Below are 22,376 nucleotides of genomic sequence, written 5' to 3'. Positions count from 1 at the left end.
TGGGCTTTACCATCATTTTTATCCTTGTTGCACTAAAACACCTGAATTGACAATACATTATTTGCGGTAGGTGTTTTTCTCCAGATACATCAAAACAGGCTGTTAACGCCGAATAACGCGTGAAATCGTACTCTGTCCTTCAGTAGTAATGGTTTACATCTTATTGTTTTGAAATTAAAAATTAACTTTTTGCTTAAAAAACATTCATTTCGGTTCGGGAGCTAATCAATGGTATACTATTGCGCAAATTCAGGCAGCCATCAGCCTTCAGGGCGCCGGGAATATGGAGGGTAGTCTTTGTTTGCAGACAAGGATTACGGCGCTTTTACCTGCCTGGCCTGGGATGTTTGGCGACGTAACGCGGATATTATTGCATGACCATTGCTTTTTGTTTGTACAAATATTTTCCCTATGGCGGGTTGCAGCGTGATTTCCTGCGAATAGCGCATACGGTTGCGGCGCGTGGCCATCATGTTCAGGTATTGACTCAGCAGTGGCAGGGCGAACGTCCCTCCGACCTTGAAATTATCCTTGTTCCGGTGACTGCCAGAACTAATCATGGAAAAAATGAGCAGTATTATCAGTGGGTTCAGAGTTACCTGAGCCAACATCCCGTCGATCGCGTCGTTGGGTTTAATAAAATGCCCGGGCTTGATGTCTATTATGCGGCAGATGTGTGCTACGCGGAAAAAGTCGCCCGTGAAAAGGGTTTCTTTTATAAGCTGACCAGTCGTTATAAGCACTATGCAGCTTTTGAAAAAGCGACCTTCCAGCAAGGTGCTCATACCGAGCTTTTGATGTTAACAAATAAGCAAATCGGTGACTTTAAGCATCATTATCATACTGAGGATCGCCGTTTTCATATTTTGCCGCCAGGGATATACCCGGACAGGAAATACAGCCAGCAACCTGAAAACAGCAGACAGATTGTCAGAGAAAAAAATGGTATTGGGTTAGATCAGTTCCTGCTTTTGCAGGTAGGTTCGGATTTTAAACGCAAAGGCGTACCAAGAACGTTACTGGCGGTAGCTTCTTTACCTGAAGCAATACGTCAACGTACGCGATTGATGGTTGTCGGGCAAGACAAGGCCGACCGGTATCAGGCCCAGGCGCGTCAATTAGGGATTGAGAAGCAGGTGCAGTTTTTTTCAGGGCGCGATGATATTTCAGCGCTGATGTCTGCTGCTGATTTGCTGCTTCATCCTGCCGTTCAGGAAGCGGCCGGAATCGTATTATTAGAGGCGATTGTCGCCGGGCTACCCGTGCTGACCACCGAAGTTTGTGGATATGCGCACTATATCAATGCTGCGCAGTGTGGCGTTGTTATACCGGAGCCTTTTGCACAGGAAGTCCTGAATGCTTCCCTCTGCGATGCACTGGAGAAAGGTGAGCAGCGAAGTGAATGGGCAAGTCATGCAAGACACTTTGCCGATACAGAAGATCTCTACAGTCTGGCTGATAAAGCGGCTGATATCATTTTAGGTTTTGAGAATGATTGAATTAAAAGAGCCATTCGCTACGCAGTGGCAAGGTAAAGATCCGTTTGTCGAAGTAACGAAACTGGACGGAGAGGTTTTCCGCGCTCTGGAGACCCGGCGGACGCTGCGTTTTGAGATGATGGGTAAAGGGTATTTCCTGAAATACCATCACGGAACCACGCTGAAAGAAGTGCTAAAAAACCTCATTTCCTTGCGTATGCCCGTTCTTGGCGCGGATCGTGAGTGGCTGGCTATTCACCGTCTGCAATCACTGAATGTTGATACCATGACCGGCGTCGCGTTTGGGCAAAAAGGGTTTAATCCGTTGCAGCGGACATCGTTTATCATCACGGAAGATCTCTCGCCGGCAATAAGCCTTGAAGACTTTTGCGCCAGGTGGAGTAAGGAACGTCCTGACCTCACCTTAAAACGAACCATTATCACCCGACTGGCGGAGATGGTGGGGAAAATGCATCGTGGTGGGGTGAATCATCGGGATTGTTATATTTGCCATTTTTTACTACAGCAACCATTACCGGCTGATGTGGCTGATATAAAACTTTCCGTGATTGATCTGCATCGCGCGCAAATTCGTCGCCGGGTGCCGCGTCGCTGGCGTGATAAGGATCTGATTGGACTCTATTTCTCCTCACTCGAAATTGGCCTGACCTCGAGAGATATTTATCGTTTTTTACGCATTTATTTCTCGATGCCACTGCGTGAAATTCTTCGCAAGGAAGCCAGTTTGCTTGAACAAGCGGTGGCGAAAGCACAAAAAATCAAACAAAGAACGATAAAAAAAGCGTTATAAAATCACATACAGGGTTTGAGGTGATCTCATCATGAACATTGATTTTGAAAACGTAATAATTCAAAAAAAGGTTATCGACAACGCTACACACCAGAAAAGCAAAAAGTTGAATATTGCATATGGTGTAGATCGAAATTTTTTATTTGGCTCTGGAATTTCAATGACATCAGTGTTGGTGAACAACTCTGATATTGATATCCATTTCTATGTTGTGACGGACTATGTTGATGATGAGTACCTGGAAAGCGTGGAACGACTCACGCAAATGTATGGTACAACGGTAACGGTCTTAGTTTTTGATAATGAGGCGTTTCGCAAGTTGCCGAGTACTAAAGCATGGACCTATGCGATGTACTATCGCTATTTTGCGTTCGAGTATTTAAGTCGTGAACTGGATTCTGTGCTGTATCTGGATGCCGATATCGTTTGTAAAAATTCGCTGCGGGAACTGACGGATATTCATTTTGCCGGAGAATATGCGGCTGTTGTTAATGATATTGATCGAGTACGTTTAAAATCCGGGCAGAGACTGGGTATTCCTGAGTTAGCTCGTGACTATTTTAATTCAGGGGTGGTATTCGCTAATCTCCATGTCTGGAGAGAAAAAAAACTGTTATCCAAAGCCTTTGAAGTTTTGCATGAGCGTCAGAAAGAACTGCTTTATTTTGACCAGGATATCCTGAATATCTTATTTGTTGGGCATGTGATCCTGCTGAGGCGTGATTTTAATTGTATTTATGGCGTAGACCAGGAACTGAAGAATAAAAATGAATATCGTTATCAGGACTTTATCACTGAGAGTACGGTATTAATTCATTATGTCGGCGTGACAAAACCGTGGCATACGTGGGCTAACTATCCGGTTTCTAAGTACTTTATTGAGGCTTATAAAAAATCGGCATGGGCCGAAAAATCGTTACTCAATGCAAATACGGCAAAATTATATAAGCGTAAGTCACGCCATGAAAGGATACAGCGAAAATATATTCGTTCTATATTTAGCCATATAATGTATATTAAAAATAAGCTACACGGCGCTAAAGTGCATTGAGTGGCTTGTTGAAAATAAATTTAAATAGGTGTAGTGAATGATTTTTGATTGCCATCAGTCTATAAAAAAGATACTTGATTTTAATCAAGCACCAGCCGGGGAGAGTCCACAGCTCAATATCGCCTGGGGTGTTGATAAAAACTTCATGTTTGGCGCCGCGATTTCGATGACATCAGTGTTGATACATAATAAAGACATCAATATCCATTTCCATCTTTTTACTGATTATGTGGATGATGATTATCAACAGAAAATAAGTATGCTGGCGCAGCAATTCTCTACTAACATCTCAATATATGTTATGGATGCCGAGGGGCTAAAGGTATTGCCCAGCGGTAATGCCTGGTCTCATGCGATGTATTTCCGCTTTATCGCATTTGAATATTTAGGCGAAAAAGTTGATTCACTCCTGTACATTGATGCAGACGTGATATGTAAAGGCTCACTTGTTGAATTGAGTCATCTCAACCTTGATGAGCATGTTGCTGCGGTAGTAAGGGACGTCGATGATAGTCCTGCCAGAGATATTGAGAAAAATAGTGATTATTTTAACTCTGGTGTGATCTATGCGAATCTTAAAAAGTGGAAAGAGCAGAACTTTATTGGTGCTGCATTTGATATCCTCCTGGATAAAAATCAGAAACTCTCTTTCCCCGATCAGGATGTTTTAAATATTCTTTTCTTAAATAAAGTGATCTTTTTACCGCGTATCTACAATGCGATATATGGTATAAAACAAGAGTTAAAAAGCAAAGATATATCACGCTATAAAGAATATATAATGGCAGATACCATTCTTATTCACTATATTGGGGTAACTAAACCCTGGAATTCCTGGGCAAATTATCCGTCTGCACAGTATTTTGTGGAGGCATGGAAGGCTTCACCATGGGCGAATGTGCCGTTGTTGCCTGCCAGAACGCCAAAGCAGTATAAGAAGAAGTCACGTCATGAAAGGCTACAGGGTAAATATATTTCTTCAATTATCAGCTACATAGGCTATCTGGCCGAAAAAGTCAAAGGTAAGTAAAAAAGCTCCCCGAGGGGAGCTTTTTTTAATGAATCTTGGTTTTGAGGTACTTTGCGTACCATTTTATGGCGGTAAAATAATTACCTTTTTTTGCCGCCTGACGGGAGTACACCCGATAATCTGTAGGTCTCATGCGAGGGGCATAAGAGCGTAACTCTGCATTCCGCCAGGGCGTGAAATGGTGGTAGAAAACATAAAGCTGTTGCGACAGCCCCGTATGTTCTTTATACCACGGCTTTCTTCCGCCCGTAAAATGAATGATTCTTGGCAGCGTGTCACTGTGATAGAAGAAATTTTCTTTCTGTTCGTCAGTAAACCAGTTAAACAGGAAATTCCAGCGGTTATCAATAAACGTAATATTTCCATTCATTGCAATGTTGAGGGCATCCTGATCAAAGTAAGGCAATGATTTTCCTTGCTCAAATAACACGGTATTTGCTTTATGCTCAATGTCATGCTTAATCCAGTTCGCGACATTAATATAGAGGAAACCAGCGTTAAAATAGTGATCGATGCTCAGCCCTAATCGCCGGGCGTGTTTATTATCATGAATGTTGAGAGAGTCATGGCTGACGGCGCAAACAACATTATCAATATCAACGCTGTTAATCTCACTGAGTGAGTCAAAGCATAGCGTATCGGCATCAAGATAGATAAAACGCTCTACTTTGTCTTTAAGTAAACGGGGCACAGCCAGACGCATATAAGTTGAGCGATTGAGATGTTTTATCGCAAAATCATTGTTATATTTTTCAATATCAGCCTTATCGATCGTGATAACCTGAATTTTATTACTGGTCGACTGTAGCTTCGCAATGTCTTCATCACTGACATCATAGACAAAGACAAAAAATGCAAGAGATTGCTCAGGGTTATTCATTATGACAGACATAATGGATACGGCAACATACTCCAGATAATTAGCATCTGTGCAGTAGGCAATATTAATTACGTTAGTTTTGTTATCCATTTACGCTGTCTCATTTCCTTCAACCGGGTTGCTATCATGGAGCACAGTGTCGATAGCGTCAATAACTGCGTGTTCTGGTATCCAGGTCAGGTATTTCCGGGATCTGTCCAGTTCTGCCCGGGTCGGCATTGGATGATAATCGCCTGCCCAGATCAGCGCAGCTTTATCTGACCAGGGTTTCCACTGTTGATAATTTGTGGCGCCAAACAAACATACCTGCGGCGTACCTAATGCGGCAGCCATATGCATGGGGGCGGAGTCCACGCCGATATACAGTACTGCATGATCGATTAACGCCGCCAGTTGCAGGAAGGTCGTTTTACCTGCCACCGTCAGGTCTGGTGGTGATTGACACAGTCCGGCGATACGCGCTACCTGCTGCTGTTCTTGTACTGCGGGCCCACAGGTCAGGTAAACATGCAGACCGCGTTGCTGCAAATAATCTATGACATGCGCAAATTTTTCATCATCCCAGCACTTAAACGATTGTCTTGCAGTGGGTTGAATCACAACGTATTTTTGCGTGGAAAGCGCGGGAAGCTGAGTCAGTAAATATTGATAGTCACTCTCGCGATAGCAGAGCAACATCTCTTTTTTGAGTTCGCTTTCACTAAAGTCGAGGCCTTTTAGAATGGATAAGTTTTGCTCAACAATATGAGTTCCGGTTGTTGGTGTGACTTTTGTAAAAAGGCAATTCCACTGCTTCTTGTCCCTTTTAAAGGCAATAGAGGGGCGGCGTAGGGAAGCGATAAGTGCGCCAATAGGCCATTGCTCGGTTAAGTTGACAATAAGGTCATAGTGGTTTTTTTTCAGCTGGCGGCGTACCGATATATAATTTTTAATGGTTTCCAGCAGACCTTTCTTTTTTTCAATAAGGTAAAAGTTGTTGATTCTCTCATCAGCAGCCAAAATTGCCCTGGTGTCTTTATAAAGAAGAAGATCAATTTTTGCGTGCGGATAACGTGCCTGAATACTGGCAATAACAGGGGTAATGAGCAGAACATCGCCATAAAACTTAAGCTTGCAAATAAGAATTCTTTCTACTTTATCAAACATATTAACTTTCCTTGCTAACAAATAACATTTTGCAAGCGTTTATGGCTTTAAATCGTATTTTTGAAATAAAACGATCAATGTGTGGGTACTTCATTTTATAAATAACTTTTCTTTTAACGATACTTGTATCACAGCATGTCAGTGCATCTTGAATGTCACTGATCATATCTTCTTCGTAGCGATAATAACCTTTCTTTTTGCGCAGTAACTTGCGTCCTTCAAGGAAGCAGTTAATGATCATTAATGTGGCTACAGTTCGTTTTTCATCATTTTCTTTTATATAGTCACACATTTTACGCATGGCGAAGAAAATATATTGCGCATCATTTTCAAGAATATTCTCGGTAATGCTCCGATCGTTTATTCGATAATAATATAGCTTGTTATCTATTTTTAAGATCTTATGGCATTTAAAGTATTGAAATGGACAAAAAATAATGTCCTCATAACGATGATGTTCTTCAAAGCGGTCTTGCCCAATAATGTCACGGCGAAAGAATTTTGTTACAAGGTGCCATTGACCCGCACGGAATGTGGGTAATAACTGCGTTAAATTTTCATCAGTTAACGTAATTTCACTCTGTTTTACCGCATCCGGCTTATCTTTTTGGCATTGATAGAGATTATTAATGTCACGGGTTAAGTTGAATTCAACGATATCATATTTCTCTTCTCTTAATTTAGGGAGAAGGACCGAAAAATAATCCGGGCTAATAATGTCATCGCTGTCAACAAAGCCAATATACTTCCCTGTCGCATGTGAAAGCCCGACGTTGCGGGCAATCGCAACACCATGATTTTCCTGGTAGATGTATTTCACGTTATTGCAATGATGTTCGCGATAAAACGCATTTATGCGTTCTTCAGTCAAATCCGTTGAGCCATCATTAATAATGATTACTTCTACCTCATTAGTGATGCCCTGATGTAAAGACGCCAGCGTATCCGTAATGAATTCGGCATTGTTGTATGCCGGTATAATAATGCTCAGCAAATAATCTGAAGCGTTAATCATGGCATAACTCTCTCATCGTGCCTGGTGTCAGCATCATCGCCGCGCATAATGCCAGCATACTGCTCAGAGTTTCACCTTTGGCGTATAATAATAAGTCGCTTAAACCATAGATAACTATAGCACTGGAAATGATGAATAACAGAGGGCTACGTTGTGTATAAGCTTTTAAAAACATCGCCAGATACAAAAAGAGCAGAGCGATGACGCCAGAAATCCCTTTAAGAGAAAAAGTATCAATGAATTCGTTATGCAAATGGATGTCGACGAACCCAAGTGCTCCTCTTAACGAGGTATCCTGTCGGGCAAAATCCCGCATTCCAGCATCGCGTTGTTCAAGTGATTGGCCCCAGTAGTGGTTTTTTCCAGCATCAATACCCGCCCGTTGCATCGCGAGTCGGGCGCCAATCGAGGTATTACTGTTCTTCTTACTGTAAGAATGCATATCGGTTACGAAGCTGTTATAGCGCTTTTCAATCACCGATTTTAAAGGGATTGCCGCCAGCCCCGCGAGAACAATAAAGGCCAGTAACGTACGCAGCAAAACGGTACGGTTATGCCGATAGTGTAAGAAAAATAGCCCTATGCTCAGAACCGGATAGACCAGAATGGCGGCGCGGGTTTGCGTTATAGTGATAACCGCCAGTGATACCAAAAAGTGTAATAAATAGAGCAGGATTGTATGCTTCAGCCGCAAGTTGATGATGGCCTGGGACGCAAGCAATGCGACAAACGTCAACGCATAAGCCGCTCCTGTCGGATGTTCAAAACCCAGTTCGACACGGTAGTTAAGCGGATCTGGTGAGGTGAGGAGTTGATAACCCGCAAAAAGATACAAACCAACAGCCGTCGCAATCACCCAGTAGCGGGTTATACGATCTTTCATCGCACATGCGATTGGCGATTGCAGGGCTGTGACAATCAGTGCGGCAAAGATCATCACTTTACCGCCGTTCTGGTATGAGCGATAAGCGCCAGTAAAGGATGAGCCCGGTTCTTTAAAGATCTCAACCCAAATAATTTGTACTAAACCGAAGAGCAGCAGCATCACGGGTAACAGCAGGTTTTTCTTATCACTCAGAAGTGACTTGCTGTGTTTACCGATAATCGGTAGCGACAGAACCGCACATGCAATAAAAACTTTTAAAGCTTCGTCTGGATTGATCAGCAGCATCGCCAGGGTCGTCAGGCACCCGGCATAAAATAAAAAATAGATAACGTTAAACGGATTATTTTGCGTGCTGCGGATAAAGCGAGAAAACGTGTGTCCACGAAGCATGATTAATCTCTTTAAAAGTTATAGCAAATTAAAATCAAGCAATGATACTTTGACGGCATCCGCACCCAGAGTTGACATCTTCCCTGAATGACTCTTTTGCGCGCACTGATTCTTCCCATATCCCCCAATCAGTCCCGGATCGGTCGGGCCATACAGCGTGATATTAGGTCGATCAAGGGCGGCGGTTAAATGGCTAAGCCCGGTATCAACGGACACTACAAATTTTGCCCCCGCCAACTCGCGTGCGACCTCTTCCAGACTCATTCGTGGTAAAACATCCACATAATCAAATCCTTCCGCTAATCTTTTTGCCCGTGCTTCTTCATGGGGCGCACCCCAGGGCAGCTTAATGCGTACACCCGCATCACGCAGTTGGCCGATCAGATCTCGCCAGTTTGCTTCCGGCCAGTGCTTATCGTCTCGGGTAGTTGCGTGTAAAAATACCGCATATTGCCCTGCGTCTGCATTCAGATTGCTCAGGAAATGTTGCGCAATCGCATAATCGCCCTGGGACTGTGGCTTGCTGTACCCCAGGCTTTTGGCGAACAGCTCGCGGGTGCGTTCAACAGCATGCTGCGCTTTAGCGATGTGATGCTTTCGGTTGTAAAACAGGCTGGCCAGGGGCTCCCGGGCCGTACTCCAGTCCATGCCGTGCTTTACGCCGCGTCCCAGTCTTGTGACCAGCGCCGCGCTTTTTACCAGCCCCTGGGCATCAATAATCGCATCGTATTGCTGTGCCTGTACGGCATCGCGAAAGGCTTTACGTTCAGCTTTGATGGGCGCGGAAAACCAGGCCTTACGCCAACGGCGAATAGCGACGGGAATCACGCGATCGACAGCATCGTGCCAGGATGGAATTTGCGCGAATCCTTCTTCTACCACCCAATCAAACTGAATACCCGGGATGACTTGCTGTGCGTCAGTCAGTGCGGGCAATGTGTGTAACACATCCCCCATTGATGATGTTTTGACTATCAGAACCCGCATCCGTCAGGCTTCCTCTTGTAATAACAGACTATTGAGTTCTTCCAGGACACGCGTCGGCGTGATGTCAATCAGGCTCTGATGATACCCCTCCGCAGTATCCCCTTTGCGCACCTTGTGATAACCCGTAATCAGACGGATAACCCGCGCTTTATGCGAAAGTGGGGGAGTAAAGTCCGGGCTGCTGGGGCCGTACAGCGCGACCAGCGGACGGTTCAGCGCAGCGGCGACGTGCATTAAACCAGAGTCATTCGTGACAACGGCTTTGCAGGCAGATAGAAGGATAACAGCTTGTTCCAGCTGCGTTTCTCCCGCCAGATTGCGGCACCAGGCCTGCTGCTCAGTATTCAGTGTAGCCAGAATTTCATTTCCGGCGTCATGATCTTTTGCTGAGCCAAACAAGACGATCTGGTGGCCTTCATCGATGAGCTGCTTTGCCAGTTCCGCATAGTGATAATGCGGCCAGCGTTTCGCCGGGCCAAATTCCGCGCCGGGGCAAAAACCGATCATCGGACGTTCAGCGGAAAGAGAAAATTCGTTGCAGATGAGGGACTTTTCGCCCTCGCTCACCTGTAGCTGCGGCCATAACAGAGGCTGCGGCAGATCCTGGGCAGTTCGCATAACGCCTTTGTCGTAGGCCAGCGCCACATAGCGTTCCACCATTAATGGCCAGGCCTCTTTATTTAACACGCGCGCGTCGTTGAGCAGGCCGTAGCGCATCTCGCCGCGCCAGCCGGTGCGATGCGGAATGCCGGCAAAGAAAGGAACGAGTGCGGATTTAAACGAATTCGGCAGAACATAGGCGCGGTCATAGCGCTTTTCACGCAGACGATGACCGAGCTTGCGCCGCTCGCCAATTTCCAGCGCTCCGTGGCCAAGCGGCATGGGGATCGCGTCGTTGACCTCCGGCATACGCGACAATAACGGGCGGCACCACGCGGGCGCCATCACGTCGATTATCGCCTGGGGATAGCGCGCCTTGAGCGTGCGATAGAGACTTTGCGACATCATCATGTCGCCTACCCAGGACGGACCAATCACCAGTATTTTCATGTTTCTTCTTACGCGTCGCGATTCAGCCAGGCCATATACTCCGTTACGCCTTCGGCAACGGTCTTGAACGGTTTGTCATAGCCTGCGGCGCGCAGATTGGTCAGATCCGCCTGCGTGAACGCCTGGTAACGGCCTTTCAGTTTTTCCGGGAACGGGATGTACTCAAGGTCGCTTTTCTTGTGATAAGCCAGCGCGGCATCCGCCACGGCCTGGAAGGATTCCGCGCGCCCGGTGCCCAGGTTAAAGATGCCGGACACGCCGTTTTCCCAGAACCACAGGTTTACATCAGCCACGTCGCCGACGTAGACAAAATCGCGTTTGAAGTTTTCGCTGCCTTCAAACAGTTTCGGCGTTTCACCGTTGTTGAGCTGAGTATTCAGATGGAAAGCGACGCTCGCCATGCTGCCTTTATGGCCTTCACGCGGTCCGTAAACGTTGAAATAGCGGAAACCCACAATCTGCGAGCTGGCTTCAGGCAGGATCTGGCGTACATACTCGTCGAACAGGAACTTAGAGTAGCCGTAAACGTTTAGCGGTTTCTCATATTCACGAGACTCAATGAAATCAGAGGTGCGACCGCCGTAAGTTGCCGCAGAAGAGGCATACAGGAACGGAATGTCACGTTCCAGGCAGTAGTGCAGCAGCTCTTTGGAGTATTGATAGTTGTTGTCCATCATATACTTGCCGTCCCACTCGGTGGTGGAAGAGCAGGCGCCTTCGTGGAAAACCGCTTCGATATCGCCGAACTCTTCTCCGGCCATAATCTGGATCAGGAAGTCTTCCTTATCCATATAGTCAGCAATATTCAGGTCCACCAGGTTGACGAACTTGGTGCCGTCTTTCAGGTTGTCCACCACCAGGATATCGGTGATGCCTTTATCATTCAGGGACTTAACGATGTTGCTGCCGATAAAGCCCGCGCCGCCGGTAACGATGATCATAACTGTAACCTTCGAATTATGGAGTCAGAGACAATCTCAGACACGAATACTTCTTATCATATCACTACACGGCCCAGGCTTCAGCCATTCACCGATAAGCTGTGCGGGTACGCGTGATTTATGCTGCATTTTCAAGAAGTGATGATGCGTCATCTCGTATCAATGTATAGCTTTGGGTAATATGTGCTGAAATTTGCCCGGTCTGGAGAATCGCAATGCGTGGGGATTTTTATAAGCAGTTAACCAACGATCTGGAAACCGCCCGTGCGGAAGGATTGTTTAAAGAAGAGCGCATTATCACGTCTGCGCAGCAGGCGGACATCACCGTGGCAGACGGAAGCCACGTCATCAACTTTTGCGCCAACAACTATCTGGGGCTGGCTAACCATCCCGAACTGATTGCGGCAGCAAAAGCGGGAATGGATTCTCACGGGTTTGGTATGGCTTCAGTGCGCTTTATCTGCGGCACTCAGGACAGCCATAAACAGCTGGAGCAAAAACTGGCGGACTTCCTCGGTATGGAAGACGCTATTCTGTACTCTTCCTGCTTCGACGCCAACGGCGGCTTGTTCGAAACCCTGCTGGGCGCAGAAGATGCGATTATCTCGGATGCGTTAAACCACGCCTCGATTATTGATGGCGTTCGTCTGTGTAAAGCGAAGCGTTTTCGCTATGCCAACAACGATATGCAGGAGCTGGAAGCGCGTCTGAAAGAGGCCCGTGAAGCTGGCGCTCGTCATGTGCTGATCGCCACCGACGGCGTGTTCTCGATGGACGGCGTTATCGCCAACCTGAAAGGCGTCTGTGACCTGGCAGACATTTACGGCGCGCTGGTGATGGTTGATGACTCCCATGCTGTCGGTTTTGTCGGGGAGAATGGTCGCGGTTCTCACGAATACTGTGACGTGATGGGACGCGTGGACATCATTACCGGTACGTTAGGCAAAGCGCTGGGTGGGGCATCTGGCGGTTATACGGCGGCGCGTAAAGAGGTGGTGGAGTGGCTGCGTCAGCGTTCCCGTCCGTATCTGTTTTCTAACTCCCTGGCGCCTGCCATTGTGGCGGCCTCCCTTAAAGTGCTGGAGATGGTTGAGGCGGGGAGAGAACTGCGCGATCGCCTGTGGGCGAATGCGCGTCAGTTCCGTGAGCAAATGTCCGCTGCGGGCTTCACGCTGGCTGGCGCCGATCACGCTATTATTCCAGTGATGCTGGGTGATGCGGTGGTTGCGCAGCAATTTGCCCGAGAACTGCAAAAAGAGGGGATTTACGTGACCGGATTCTTCTATCCGGTTGTACCGAAAGGTCAGGCGCGTATTCGTACCCAGATGTCTGCGGCGCATACCCCTGAGCAAATCACGCGTGCGGTTGAGGCGTTCACACGTATTGGTAAACAACTGGGCGTTATTGCCTGAGGATGTGAGATGAAAGCGTTATCCAAACTGAAAGCGGAAGAGGGCATCTGGATGACTGACGTTCCGGTACCGGAAGTCGGGCATAACGATCTGCTGATTAAAATCCGTAAAACAGCCATCTGCGGCACTGACGTTCACATCTATAACTGGGATGAATGGTCGCAAAAAACCATCCCGGTTCCGATGGTGGTAGGGCATGAATATGTCGGCGAGGTGGTCGGTATCGGTCAGGAAGTTAAAGGCTTCAGGATTGGCGATCGCGTTTCCGGCGAAGGCCATATTACCTGCGGCCATTGTCGTAACTGTCGCGGTGGCCGCACGCATTTGTGCCGCAATACTCTGGGTGTCGGTGTTAACCGTCCCGGTTGTTTTGCGGAATATCTGGTACTTCCGGCGTTTAACGCCTTTAAGATCCCGGATAACATCTCCGATGATTTAGCCTCTATCTTCGACCCCTTCGGCAATGCCGTACACACGGCGCTGTCGTTCGATCTGGTCGGTGAAGATGTGCTGGTTTCCGGGGCAGGCCCGATCGGCATCATGGCGGCGGCGGTAGCGAAACATGTGGGCGCGCGTCATGTTGTGATCACGGATGTGAATGAGTACCGTCTGGAACTGGCGCGTAAAATGGGCATCATCCACACGGTGAACGTCGCGAAAGAGAACCTGACCGACGTGATGGCTAATCTGGGCATGACCGAAGGGTTTGATGTCGGCCTGGAGATGTCCGGTGCGCCGCCTGCGTTTCGCGCCATGCTGGATACCATGAACCACGGCGGTCGTATCGCGATGCTGGGGATTCCACCTTCAGATATGTCTATCGACTGGACGAAGGTGATCTTCAAGGGGCTGTTTATTAAAGGTATTTACGGTCGTGAGATGTTTGAAACCTGGTATAAGATGGCGGCGCTGATTCAGTCTGGTCTGGATCTGTCTCCGATCATCACCCACCGTTTCTCCATCGATGAGTTCCAGAAAGGCTTTGATGCGATGCGTTCAGGCCAGTCAGGAAAAGTGATTCTGAGCTGGGACTGATAGCATCCTGCTGGCGGCCAGGTTTTCCCGAACCTGGCCGTAAAATGGCGTTTTTATTTTCCGCGCATCTTGCGGGATAAGCGTCTGAATTTCTCTTTAAGCTGAATAAGTTTATAAACCAGACCCTGACCTTCAATATTCATATGGTATTTATTTTGTAATACTAAAATATCATTTGCCTGGCAAATTTTCAGACTTCCTTTGCAGGATAAGTCGATGATGCGCAATTCCCCGGAAGGTGTGCGGATAAAGTTTCCGGCATGAATATCATTGGAGGCCAGACCTGCCCGGTGCAGTTGCTGAATACACGCCTTAATATCTTCTTTATTGCTTTCATTAATATCATTTAATGGCTCCCCTTCAATATATTCATGAAGGGTATACACATCATAGCACTGGCGAAAACGTGTTTTCTCGGCCACACAGTAGAGATCGGCGGTACAGGCACGCACTTGTGGCGCCAGGCGGTCCAGTTTTTGGAGCAGCTGAGAATAAAAAGGCCCGGAGAGAAAATTCTGAATCTTTTTCTCAAATCGTGGGTCTATTTCGCGATCGTTTTTGATGATGAACTTCCGTGACTGGTATTCAACAAGTTCTACGCTGCGGAATTCGTTGCCGCTGTTCAGCGGTTTGCCACTGATTTCGTTATTCATATACTTATCCATCAGGGACTTAAGGTCTTTATTTTCCTCTTTGTAATAGACCGTATAGCCCTTTTCATGTGTCTTACTGATGGTCATCACTTCCCTCAAGATAAGTATTCTAAATACGTATAATACGAAGGCGTAGTATACATGGTGAGGCTTCTCATCTGTAGGGTGTTTTGTGCGCCTTAACCATTATCTCCACTGGACTTAATAATTTCTTAATGAAAGCACGGTAGAAAGGGCCAATGTATTAAAGACTGACGGGCCATTCTATGAAAAGCAGCACAAGTACACTGAGTGTTATTATTCCGTTATACAATGCGGGTAATAGCTTCCAGGCATGCATGGAATCTTTGATTGCACAAACATGGAATGCGCTGGAGATCATCATTGTTAACGACGGGTCTACCGACAACTCCGTTGATATCGCAAGGCATTTTGCCGATACCCATTCACATGTTCACCTGTTGCATCAGGATAATGCAGGCGCGTCCGTGGCCCGCAACCGGGGGTTGGCTGCGGCGACCGGCGACTACGTTGCTTTTGTCGATGCCGATGATTTGGTGTATCCGAACATGTATGAAACGCTGATGACCATGGCGCTACAGGATGACCTGGATGTGGCGCAGTGTAATGCAGACTGGTGCATTCTTGAGACGGGGCATACCTGGCCATCCATCCCCACGGATCGCATTCGGTCGACAGGGGTATTAACCGGCCCGGACTGGCTGCGTATGGGGCTGGCTTCACGCCGCTGGACGCATGTTGTCTGGATGGGCGTTTATCGGCGCGCCCTTATTGAAAAACACGCGATTGGCTTTGTTCCTGGATTACATCATCAGGATATTCTGTGGACCACGGAAGTGATGTTCAATGCCACGCGCGTACGCTATACCGAACAGGCGTTGTATAAATATTTTCTTCACGATCAGTCTGTTAGCCGCCTGAAACGACAAGGTGAGCGTAATCTGCATTACCAGCGACACTACATTAAAATCACGCGTTTATTAGAAAAGCTGAATAGTGATTATGCGGATCGCATTCCCGTCTATCCTGAATTTAAGCAACAAATTACCTGGGAAGCGCTGCGGGTGTGTCATGCGGTGCGTAAGGAGCAGGACACGCTTATTCGCCAGCGGATGATCGCCGAAATATTTGCCTCCGGCATGTATAAGCGCATGATGCTTAACATACGAAGCGCGAAGGCGGCTTATCAGGCGCTGTTGTGGTCGGGTCGGTTATACCGGTGGCGTGATAAAACGGCCTCGCACCACCGCGTTGCCCGTAAAGCGATTAATCCGCGTTAGCGTTCTGGGGGGCAGCGATCTTGCCCCAGCCTTGCCACTGATGCCGGAAGTAGTTCACCATCGTGCTCTGCGTAATGCTTTCGCTTAACACGCTAAAGAACCGGCTGGCGTAGACAGGTTCTAACGGTTTCTTCGATTTACACACCTTCACGCCGCGGAACGGATTTCGCGGCGCATCCGGCGTACCGTTTTTCGGCGGCGTCAGATTTGGCGTAGAGGTATCTGTCTGCGGCTCGTTGAGCAGGCTGCTCGGACGCACCAGCGTAATATCCGCAGGCAGGTTATAGACCATCTGCTGAAGGACTCGCACTGTTGATGGATGCGGGTGCCCAATCGCGATAGCTGACCCGTTGCGACGAGCTAACTCAATGGCGCGATTAAACTGGCGACGAATATCCGCTTCGTTCTGCGTATCATCAAGGAACACTTTGCGCTTAATCACCTTCACGCCCGTCCCGGAGGCGGCACGCATCGCCTGACTGTTGCCAATGGTCATGCTGTCGAGGAAGTAAAGATTATAACGCTCCAGCGCCTGCATCACTTTTTGCATGCCGAACAGGCTGGAGGTCATCGCGCTGCCCATGTGGTTGTTGAGACCCACGGCATACGGCACCTTATTCACTGCATCGCGAATAATGCGTTCAATTTCGTCGCTGCTCATCTCCGGGCGCAGCGTATCTTTCTCCAGCGGCTGCTTGCTCAGCGGCGCCATCGGCAGATGGATCAGCACCTCATGCCCGCTGTTGTGCGCTTTGGTTGCCATTTCACGGGCATGTGGGGCATTGGGCAGGACGGCAACGGAGAGGGCGGACGGCATCGCCAGCACCTGATTTTCATTGTGTGGACGATAACCAAAATCGTCGATTACGATGGCGAGTTTGCCAGCAAAAACAGGGAAGGCGAATGCCAGCAGGCTGGCGAGTGAGAGTATTGTGCGACGAAAGTGAGGCAAAACTTATCTTCCCAACCACGGCTGTGGATTGACGGCCTGACCCTGGCGACGAATTTCGAAATAGAGTGACGGTCGGCCCTGACCGCCGCTGCTGCCTACAAGCGCAATAGGCTGGCCTGCGCGAACCTGTGTGCCAACGCTGACCAGTGCGCTCTGGTTATACCCGTAAAGGCTCATATCGCCTTTACCGTGTTCCACGACGACGACCAGACCGTAGCCCTGCAACCAGTCCGCCAGAATCACCCTACCGTCCGCAATTGCTTTGACTTCAGTGCCTTCAGACGCACCGATAACCATCCCTTTCCAACGTAGCTCACCTTGCAGCTGTTCGCCATAACGATGCAGAGTTGGGCCGCGAACGGGCCAGAATGCCTGACCGCGCGGTGAACCCAGACCGCCGGTACGGGACATCAACGATTTTTCGCTTTCGGTTGGTTTGTAGGTTGTGCCTTTGCGGGTGGCTTCCTGCTGACGATTGCGCACCGCCTGCGCTTCGCGGGCTTCTCGCTCCGCCCGGGCTTTGGCGGCCGCCTCTGCGCGCGCGATGCTGTTGCGCAGGCGGGATTCGTTCGCCCGCAATTCACTTAACTGCTGTTGCCCCTGCTGGATTGACGACTCAAGACCGGCGATCGTTTTCTGACGCTCATTACGCGCCTGCTCCAGCTTCGCCTGTTGGGCGCGTTGTTCATACAGCAGCGTCTGTTGCTGGCTCTGTTTCTCTTCCAGCGCCGCTTTCTGAGACGCCACCTCTTCACGCGTCTGTTTCAGTTCGGCAATGGTGTCCTGGCGCGCCTGGTTCAGATAACCGAAATAGGCCTGCAAACGCTGCCCGCGCTGGCTCTCTTCACCGCTAAGAATGAGCTGAATCCCCGTATGCTCGCCCTGGCGAAACGCCGCATCCAGCTGCGCGGCAAGGCTGCGTTCCTGAATGGCTTTTTGTTGTTCCAGCTTCGCGATAGACGCGTTCATCGCGTCGATCTGCTTATTCAACTGGGCAAGGGTATTCTGGGTTTCACGCAGTTTACGCGCGGCGGCGGAGATGGCCTCTTCCTGCGTTTTGAGCTGTGCGAGCAAACTGGAACGTTGCTGCTGTTGCTGGCGTACGGCACGCTCTTTGGCGGCGATATCCGCCTGGATAGATTTGAGCTGATCGCGGTCATCCGCATGGGCGGAAAAGGCGCACAACAATACGCCAGCGCTCAACACGCTGGCGTAAATCATGGGTCTGACTGAAAACCTGCGTGGTTTCACGGCCCGTGTAATGGAATTAAACGCCTTTCCCCTCATGGGGAAGGATTATTCCACGATGAACAGCGGCTTACCAGTCATCTCTTTCGGGATTTCCATACCCATCAGCGTCAACATCGTCGGTGCGATATCAGAAAGTTTGCCGCCTTCGACCGCTTTTACGCTTTTCGCGCCGACATAAATCAGCGGAACCGGCAGGTTGGTATGCGCGGTGTGCGCCTGGCCGGTGGATGGGTCGCGCATCTGCTCGGCGTTGCCGTGGTCTGCGGTGATCAGCAGTTGGCCGCCAACGGACTCAACCGCTTTAACAACCTGCTCAACGCAGTGATCCAGTGCTTCAACCGCTTTAACCGCCGCTTCCATCACGCCAGTGTGACCGACCATATCGCCGTTCGGGTAGTTACAAATGATGGTGTCGTATTTACCGCTCCCGATAGCCGCAACCAGTTTTTCGGTCAGTTCTGCGGAACTCATTTCCGGCTGTAGATCGTAGGTCGCCACTTTAGGCGAGTTGATCAGGATGCGTTCTTCGCCTGCAAACGGTTCTTCTACGCCGCCGTTGAAGAAGAAGGTGACGTGGGCGTATTTTTCCGTTTCGGAAATGCGCAGTTGGGTTTTGTCGTTCTTCGCCATCCACTCGCCGAAGGTGTTTGCCAGCGATGCCGGTGGGTAAGCCACGGCGGTTTTGATATCAGCGGCGTACTCGGTCAGCATGACGAAGTTCAGATTAACCACTTTCTTACGGGCGAAGCCGTCGAAATCAGCATTAACGAACGCGCGGGTAATTTCGCGGGCGCGGTCAGCACGGAAGTTCATGAAAATCAGCGTGTCGCCGTCTTCCATCGCGGCATCGGCCTGACCTTCCGCGCGAATGACGGTCGCTTTCACAAATTCGTCGTTTTCGTCGCGCGCGTAAGCGGCCTGCAGGCCAGCAACGGCGGTATCGGCCTGGAATTCACCCTGCGCCAGCGTCATCAGGTCATAGGCCTGCTCAACGCGATCCCAGCGGTTGTCGCGGTCCATTGCATAGTAACGACCAATAATGGACGCTACGCGGCCTTTGCCCAGCGCGGCAAACTTGTCTTCGAATTTTTTCAGCGAGGATTCCGCGCTGCGTGGCGGGGTATCGCGGCCATCAAGGAAGGCGTGCAGATAAATTTTCTCTGCGCCGCGTTCTGCGGCCAGTTCGACCATCGCCATGATGTGATCTTCGTGGCTGTGCACGCCGCCCGCAGACAGCAGGCCCATAATGTGCACGGCTTTACCGGTATTTTTCGCCTGATCGACCGCCGCCGTCAGTACCGGGTTAGCGAAGAAGGTACGTTCTTTAATTTCAACATCCAGGCGCGTCAGATCCTGATACACGATACGGCCCGCGCCCAGGTTAACGTGACCCACTTCGGAGTTGCCCATCTGACGGTCCGGCAGACCCACTTCCAGACCGGAAGCGTCGATCAGGGTATGCGGACGTTTTGCCCACAGAGCATCCATTACCGGGGTTTTGGCATTCAAAATGGCGTTATCCTGGCTGTCTTCACGGTAGCCATAGCCATCCAGAATCACCAGTACCATAGGTTTTTTAGAAACCGACATTGCGACAACCTCACACTCAATAGACAAAATAATTGCGTAATTTTACTACAGCTGAATCGATAAAATAGCCTCAGAAGATCAAAGAATGGGGCAGAGAGCGAGCCGGGGACGGCGCGGATCGACGTTTTTTTTCCGTAGCGCCCCGCAAAAATGCAATCCATTGCACGCTCTGGCTGTATTTGCGCCAACGCGCAGGTATACTCCTTTCCTGGTTTTTTAATCACTGAGTCGGGAGTTGTTACCCCCCATGCAAGAAATTATGCAATTTGTTGGCCGCCATCCCATACTGAGTATCGCCTGGATTGCGTTACTGGTGGCGGTGTTGTTCACCACTTTCAAAGGCCTGATGTCTAAAGTTAAGGTTATTACTCGCGGCGAAGCGACGCGTCTTATCAACAAAGAAGACGCCGTTGTGGTGGATTTACGTCAGCGTGACGACTTCCGCAAAGGCCATATCGCGGGCGCGACTAACCTGCTGCCGAGCGAAATCAAGGCCAACAACGTTGGCGAGCTTGAAAAGCACAAAGATAAGCCTCTGATCGTGGTTGATGGTTCCGGTATGCAGTGTCAGGAATCCGCAAACGCACTGATCAAAGCGGGCTTTGAGAAAGTTTTTGTGCTGAAAGAAGGCGTTGCGGGCTGGAGCGGTGAGAACCTGCCATTAGTGCGCGGGAAATAACGCGTTACTCAACACGGGAGATAAGTCATGGCCAACATCGAGATCTACACCAAAGCAACCTGCCCGTTTTGCCATCGTGCAAAAGCGCTGTTGAGCAGTAAGGGTGTGAGTTTCCAGGAACTTCCGATTGACGGCGATGCCGTAAAACGTGAAGAGATGATCAAGCGTAGTGGCCGCACGACGGTTCCGCAGATTTTTATTGATGCACAGCACATTGGCGGCTGTGACGACTTGTATGCGTTGGATGCGCGTGGTGGACTGGATCCCCTGCTGCGTTAAAACATGCCGCAAGTATTTTAAGGACAACACTAAAGGGTTTTCTACACATGTCAGAACAAAATAACACCGAAATGGCTTTCCAGATCCAACGTATCTACACCAAGGATGTGTCTTTCGAAGCGCCAAATGCGCCGCATGTTTTCCAGAAAGATTGGCAGCCAGAGGTTAAACTTGATCTTGATACGGCGTCTACTCAACTGGCAGATGACGTATACGAAGTGGTACTGCGTGTTACCGTAACGGCTTCCCTGGGCGAAGAGACCGCTTTCCTGTGCGAAGTTCAGCAGGGCGGCATTTTCTCCATCAGTGGTATTGAAGGAACTCAGATGGCGCATTGCCTGGGTGCATACTGCCCGAACATTCTGTTCCCGTATGCCCGCGAATGCATCACCAGCCTGGTTTCACGCGGCACGTTCCCGCAACTGAATCTTGCGCCGGTTAACTTCGATGCGCTGTTCATGAACTATTTACAGCAGCAAGCTGGCGAAGGTACTGAAGAACATCAGGATGCCTGATGAACCAAAGTAATGCTTCAATGACTGTGATCGGTGCTGGCTCGTACGGCACCGCTCTTGCCATCACCCTGGCGAGAAACGGCCACCAGGTTGTCCTGTGGGGCCACGATCCTAAACATGTCGCGACCCTTGAGCGAGACCGCTGCAACGTCGCGTTCCTCCCTGATGTGCCTTTTCCCGATACGCTACGCCTTGAAAGCGACTTAGCCACCGCGCTGGCGGCCAGCCGTAACATTCTGGTGGTGGTGCCAAGCCATGTCTTTGGCGAGGTGCTGCGACAGATTAAACCGCTGATGCGTCCTGATGCGCGCCTGGTCTGGGCGACCAAAGGTCTGGAAGCGGAAACGGGGCGCCTGTTGCAGGATGTCGCCCGTGAAGCGTTGGGCGATGACATCCCGCTGGCGGTGATATCCGGCCCGACGTTCGCTAAAGAACTGGCGGCGGGTTTGCCGACGGCAATTTCTCTGGCGTCGACGGACGAAACCTTCGCGGATGATTTGCAGGAACTTTTGCACTGCGGTAAGAGTTTTCGCGTCTACAGCAACCCCGATTTCATCGGCGTGCAGCTGGGCGGTGCGGTGAAAAACGTGATTGCGATTGGCGCAGGCATGTCTGACGGCATCGGTTTTGGCGCAAACGCACGTACCGCGCTGATCACGCGTGGGCTGACGGAGATGTCGCGTCTTGGCGCGGCGCTGGGGGCCGATCCGACCACCTTTATGGGAATGGCGGGTCTGGGCGACCTGGTTCTGACCTGTACTGACAACCAGTCGCGTAACCGCCGTTTTGGCATGATGCTCGGTCAGGGCATGGATGTTCAGGGCGCGCAGGACAAAATTGGTCAGGTGGTTGAAGGCTACCGTAATACAAAAGAAGTTCGTGAGTTGGCGCACCGTTTTGGTGTCGAAATGCCAATAACCGAGGAAATTTATCAAGTATTGTATTGCGGAAAAAACGCGCGCGAGGCAGCATTGACGTTATTAGGTCGTGCACGCAAGGACGAGCGTAGTCGCCACTAGCCGTAAGGATCTGTTTTATTAAATG

The 22,376-nt window shown here is 49.4% G+C and carries 22 protein-coding genes; 11 read left to right on the top strand and 11 right to left on the bottom strand.

Annotation, left to right across the window (positions count from 1 at the left end):
- Positions 1 to 374: 374 nt before the first annotated feature.
- Genes OGV83_RS09335 through OGV83_RS09320 form a run of 4 tightly spaced genes read left to right on the top strand, consistent with a single transcriptional unit; the run spans position 375 to position 4,370 of the window.
- On the top strand, positions 375 to 1,499 hold the full coding sequence (locus OGV83_RS09335) for a glycosyltransferase family 4 protein (RefSeq protein ID WP_047460257.1): 1,125 nt from the start codon (positions 375 to 377) through the stop codon (positions 1,497 to 1,499).
- The gene (gene rfaP, locus OGV83_RS09330) at positions 1,492 to 2,289 is read left to right on the top strand and encodes a lipopolysaccharide core heptose(I) kinase RfaP (protein ID WP_286463482.1); all 798 of its coding nucleotides are present in this window, start codon (positions 1,492 to 1,494) and stop codon (positions 2,287 to 2,289) included. Before OGV83_RS09335 ends, rfaP begins: the two co-directional genes overlap by 8 nt.
- Positions 2,290 to 2,320: 31 nt before the next feature.
- Positions 2,321 to 3,340, top strand: coding sequence for a glycosyltransferase family 8 protein (locus OGV83_RS09325; RefSeq protein ID WP_199972344.1), 1,020 nt, complete (start codon positions 2,321 to 2,323; stop codon positions 3,338 to 3,340).
- Between the two features lie 37 nt (positions 3,341 to 3,377).
- Positions 3,378 to 4,370 carry a glycosyltransferase family 8 protein gene (locus tag OGV83_RS09320; RefSeq protein ID WP_130028282.1) on the top strand — a complete coding sequence of 331 codons (993 nt, stop codon included), beginning with the start codon at positions 3,378 to 3,380 and terminating at the stop codon, positions 4,368 to 4,370.
- A gap of 25 nt (positions 4,371 to 4,395) precedes the next feature.
- Here the strand turns inward: OGV83_RS09320 and OGV83_RS09315 are convergent, their stop codons facing one another.
- Genes OGV83_RS09315 through rfaD form a run of 7 tightly spaced genes read right to left on the bottom strand, consistent with a single transcriptional unit; the run spans position 4,396 to position 11,665 of the window.
- A complete protein-coding gene (locus OGV83_RS09315; protein ID WP_130028281.1) occupies positions 4,396 to 5,340 on the bottom strand; it encodes a glycosyltransferase family 8 protein in 945 nt (314 codons plus the stop codon).
- Complete coding sequence (gene rfaQ / locus OGV83_RS09310; RefSeq protein WP_047460266.1) at positions 5,341 to 6,396, bottom strand: lipopolysaccharide core heptosyltransferase RfaQ; 1,056 nt, start codon at positions 6,394 to 6,396, stop codon at positions 5,341 to 5,343.
- A gap of 1 nt (position 6,397) precedes the next feature.
- Positions 6,398 to 7,411 carry a glycosyltransferase family 2 protein gene (locus OGV83_RS09305; protein ID WP_047460269.1) on the bottom strand — a complete coding sequence of 338 codons (1,014 nt, stop codon included), beginning with the start codon at positions 7,409 to 7,411 and terminating at the stop codon, positions 6,398 to 6,400.
- Positions 7,404 to 8,687, bottom strand: a complete 1,284-nt coding sequence (locus OGV83_RS09300) for an O-antigen ligase family protein (RefSeq protein WP_181421280.1) — start codon at positions 8,685 to 8,687, stop codon at positions 7,404 to 7,406. Before OGV83_RS09300 ends, OGV83_RS09305 begins: the two co-directional genes overlap by 8 nt.
- An 18-nt stretch (positions 8,688 to 8,705) precedes the next feature.
- The gene (gene rfaC / locus OGV83_RS09295; protein ID WP_230009575.1) at positions 8,706 to 9,674 is read right to left on the bottom strand and encodes a lipopolysaccharide heptosyltransferase RfaC; all 969 of its coding nucleotides are present in this window, start codon (positions 9,672 to 9,674) and stop codon (positions 8,706 to 8,708) included.
- A 3-nt stretch (positions 9,675 to 9,677) separates the two neighbouring features.
- On the bottom strand, positions 9,678 to 10,724 hold the full coding sequence (rfaF, locus tag OGV83_RS09290; RefSeq protein ID WP_286451018.1) for an ADP-heptose--LPS heptosyltransferase RfaF: 1,047 nt from the start codon (positions 10,722 to 10,724) through the stop codon (positions 9,678 to 9,680).
- 8 nt (positions 10,725 to 10,732) lie between these two features.
- Entirely contained in the window at positions 10,733 to 11,665 is a 933-nt protein-coding gene (gene rfaD / locus OGV83_RS09285; protein WP_012135758.1) for an ADP-glyceromanno-heptose 6-epimerase, read from the bottom strand.
- Between the two features lie 215 nt (positions 11,666 to 11,880).
- Between rfaD and kbl the strand changes: the two genes are divergently transcribed.
- Together kbl and tdh are read left to right on the top strand one after the other, a co-directional pair.
- On the top strand, positions 11,881 to 13,077 hold the full coding sequence (gene kbl / locus OGV83_RS09280) for a glycine C-acetyltransferase (protein WP_286463478.1): 1,197 nt from the start codon (positions 11,881 to 11,883) through the stop codon (positions 13,075 to 13,077).
- Positions 13,078 to 13,086: 9 nt separating this feature from the next.
- A complete protein-coding gene (gene tdh / locus OGV83_RS09275) occupies positions 13,087 to 14,112 on the top strand; it encodes an L-threonine 3-dehydrogenase (RefSeq protein WP_012135756.1) in 1,026 nt (341 codons plus the stop codon).
- A gap of 53 nt (positions 14,113 to 14,165) precedes the next feature.
- Here tdh and rfaY read toward each other — a convergent pair whose 3' ends face one another.
- Positions 14,166 to 14,852, bottom strand: a complete 687-nt coding sequence (gene rfaY, locus OGV83_RS09270) for a lipopolysaccharide core heptose(II) kinase RfaY (protein ID WP_230009581.1) — start codon at positions 14,850 to 14,852, stop codon at positions 14,166 to 14,168.
- Between the two features lie 179 nt (positions 14,853 to 15,031).
- Here rfaY and OGV83_RS09265 point away from each other — a divergent pair, with 179 nt between their 5' ends.
- Positions 15,032 to 16,066: a glycosyltransferase gene (locus OGV83_RS09265; protein WP_101744170.1), complete on the top strand. Its 1,035-nt coding sequence runs from the start codon at positions 15,032 to 15,034 to the stop codon at positions 16,064 to 16,066.
- Here the strand turns inward: OGV83_RS09265 and OGV83_RS09260 are convergent.
- Genes OGV83_RS09260 through gpmM form a run of 3 tightly spaced genes read right to left on the bottom strand, consistent with a single transcriptional unit; the run spans position 16,053 to position 19,859 of the window.
- Positions 16,053 to 17,018 (bottom strand): divergent polysaccharide deacetylase family protein, encoded by a 966-nt coding sequence (locus OGV83_RS09260; protein WP_286463476.1) that lies wholly within the window; start codon positions 17,016 to 17,018, stop codon positions 16,053 to 16,055. The genes OGV83_RS09265 and OGV83_RS09260 overlap by 14 nt on opposite strands.
- Positions 17,019 to 17,021: 3 nt before the next feature.
- A complete protein-coding gene (envC, locus tag OGV83_RS09255) occupies positions 17,022 to 18,281 on the bottom strand; it encodes a murein hydrolase activator EnvC (protein ID WP_230012564.1) in 1,260 nt (419 codons plus the stop codon).
- Between the two features lie 33 nt (positions 18,282 to 18,314).
- On the bottom strand, positions 18,315 to 19,859 hold the full coding sequence (gene gpmM / locus OGV83_RS09250) for a 2,3-bisphosphoglycerate-independent phosphoglycerate mutase (protein ID WP_286463475.1): 1,545 nt from the start codon (positions 19,857 to 19,859) through the stop codon (positions 18,315 to 18,317).
- A 247-nt stretch (positions 19,860 to 20,106) separates the two neighbouring features.
- Between gpmM and OGV83_RS09245 the strand changes: the two genes are divergently transcribed.
- Genes OGV83_RS09245 through gpsA form a run of 4 tightly spaced genes read left to right on the top strand, consistent with a single transcriptional unit; the run spans position 20,107 to position 22,351 of the window.
- On the top strand, positions 20,107 to 20,538 hold the full coding sequence (locus OGV83_RS09245; RefSeq protein WP_012135748.1) for a rhodanese-like domain-containing protein: 432 nt from the start codon (positions 20,107 to 20,109) through the stop codon (positions 20,536 to 20,538).
- Between the two features lie 27 nt (positions 20,539 to 20,565).
- On the top strand, positions 20,566 to 20,817 hold the full coding sequence (gene grxC / locus OGV83_RS09240) for a glutaredoxin 3 (RefSeq protein WP_047358806.1): 252 nt from the start codon (positions 20,566 to 20,568) through the stop codon (positions 20,815 to 20,817).
- Between the two features lie 47 nt (positions 20,818 to 20,864).
- A complete protein-coding gene (gene secB, locus OGV83_RS09235) occupies positions 20,865 to 21,332 on the top strand; it encodes a protein-export chaperone SecB (RefSeq protein ID WP_003024155.1) in 468 nt (155 codons plus the stop codon).
- Positions 21,332 to 22,351: an NAD(P)H-dependent glycerol-3-phosphate dehydrogenase gene (gene gpsA, locus OGV83_RS09230; RefSeq protein ID WP_101744172.1), complete on the top strand. Its 1,020-nt coding sequence runs from the start codon at positions 21,332 to 21,334 to the stop codon at positions 22,349 to 22,351. The genes secB and gpsA overlap by 1 nt, the downstream gene beginning before the upstream one ends.
- Positions 22,352 to 22,376: the final 25 nt, after the last annotated feature.

This window comes from Citrobacter sp. CK189, from assembly GCF_030333505.1.
Lineage (GTDB): Bacteria > Pseudomonadota > Gammaproteobacteria > Enterobacterales > Enterobacteriaceae > Citrobacter_B > Citrobacter_B koseri.
This window is presented reverse-complemented; position numbering and strand designations above follow the sequence as displayed.

Excerpts from the sequence above, each read along its gene's own strand:
- OGV83_RS09335 (WP_047460257.1), top strand. The coding sequence starts at position 375 with ATGACCATTGCTTTTTGTTTGTACAAATATTTTCCCTATGGCGGGTTG.
- rfaP (WP_286463482.1), top strand. The coding sequence starts at position 1,492 with ATGATTGAATTAAAAGAGCCATTCGCTACGCAGTGGCAAGGTAAAGAT.
- OGV83_RS09325 (WP_199972344.1), top strand. The coding sequence starts at position 2,321 with ATGAACATTGATTTTGAAAACGTAATAATTCAAAAAAAGGTTATCGAC.
- OGV83_RS09320 (WP_130028282.1), top strand. The coding sequence starts at position 3,378 with ATGATTTTTGATTGCCATCAGTCTATAAAAAAGATACTTGATTTTAAT.
- OGV83_RS09315 (WP_130028281.1), bottom strand. The coding sequence starts at position 5,340 with ATGGATAACAAAACTAACGTAATTAATATTGCCTACTGCACAGATGCT.
- rfaQ (WP_047460266.1), bottom strand. The coding sequence starts at position 6,396 with ATGTTTGATAAAGTAGAAAGAATTCTTATTTGCAAGCTTAAGTTTTAT.
- OGV83_RS09305 (WP_047460269.1), bottom strand. The coding sequence starts at position 7,411 with ATGATTAACGCTTCAGATTATTTGCTGAGCATTATTATACCGGCATAC.
- OGV83_RS09300 (WP_181421280.1), bottom strand. The coding sequence starts at position 8,687 with ATGCTTCGTGGACACACGTTTTCTCGCTTTATCCGCAGCACGCAAAAT.
- rfaC (WP_230009575.1), bottom strand. The coding sequence starts at position 9,674 with ATGCGGGTTCTGATAGTCAAAACATCATCAATGGGGGATGTGTTACAC.
- rfaF (WP_286451018.1), bottom strand. The coding sequence starts at position 10,724 with ATGAAAATACTGGTGATTGGTCCGTCCTGGGTAGGCGACATGATGATG.
- rfaD (WP_012135758.1), bottom strand. The coding sequence starts at position 11,665 with ATGATCATCGTTACCGGCGGCGCGGGCTTTATCGGCAGCAACATCGTT.
- kbl (WP_286463478.1), top strand. The coding sequence starts at position 11,881 with ATGCGTGGGGATTTTTATAAGCAGTTAACCAACGATCTGGAAACCGCC.
- tdh (WP_012135756.1), top strand. The coding sequence starts at position 13,087 with ATGAAAGCGTTATCCAAACTGAAAGCGGAAGAGGGCATCTGGATGACT.
- rfaY (WP_230009581.1), bottom strand. The coding sequence starts at position 14,852 with ATGACCATCAGTAAGACACATGAAAAGGGCTATACGGTCTATTACAAA.
- OGV83_RS09265 (WP_101744170.1), top strand. The coding sequence starts at position 15,032 with ATGAAAAGCAGCACAAGTACACTGAGTGTTATTATTCCGTTATACAAT.
- gpmM (WP_286463475.1), bottom strand. The coding sequence starts at position 19,859 with ATGTCGGTTTCTAAAAAACCTATGGTACTGGTGATTCTGGATGGCTAT.
- OGV83_RS09245 (WP_012135748.1), top strand. The coding sequence starts at position 20,107 with ATGCAAGAAATTATGCAATTTGTTGGCCGCCATCCCATACTGAGTATC.
- grxC (WP_047358806.1), top strand. The coding sequence starts at position 20,566 with ATGGCCAACATCGAGATCTACACCAAAGCAACCTGCCCGTTTTGCCAT.
- secB (WP_003024155.1), top strand. The coding sequence starts at position 20,865 with ATGTCAGAACAAAATAACACCGAAATGGCTTTCCAGATCCAACGTATC.
- gpsA (WP_101744172.1), top strand. The coding sequence starts at position 21,332 with ATGAACCAAAGTAATGCTTCAATGACTGTGATCGGTGCTGGCTCGTAC.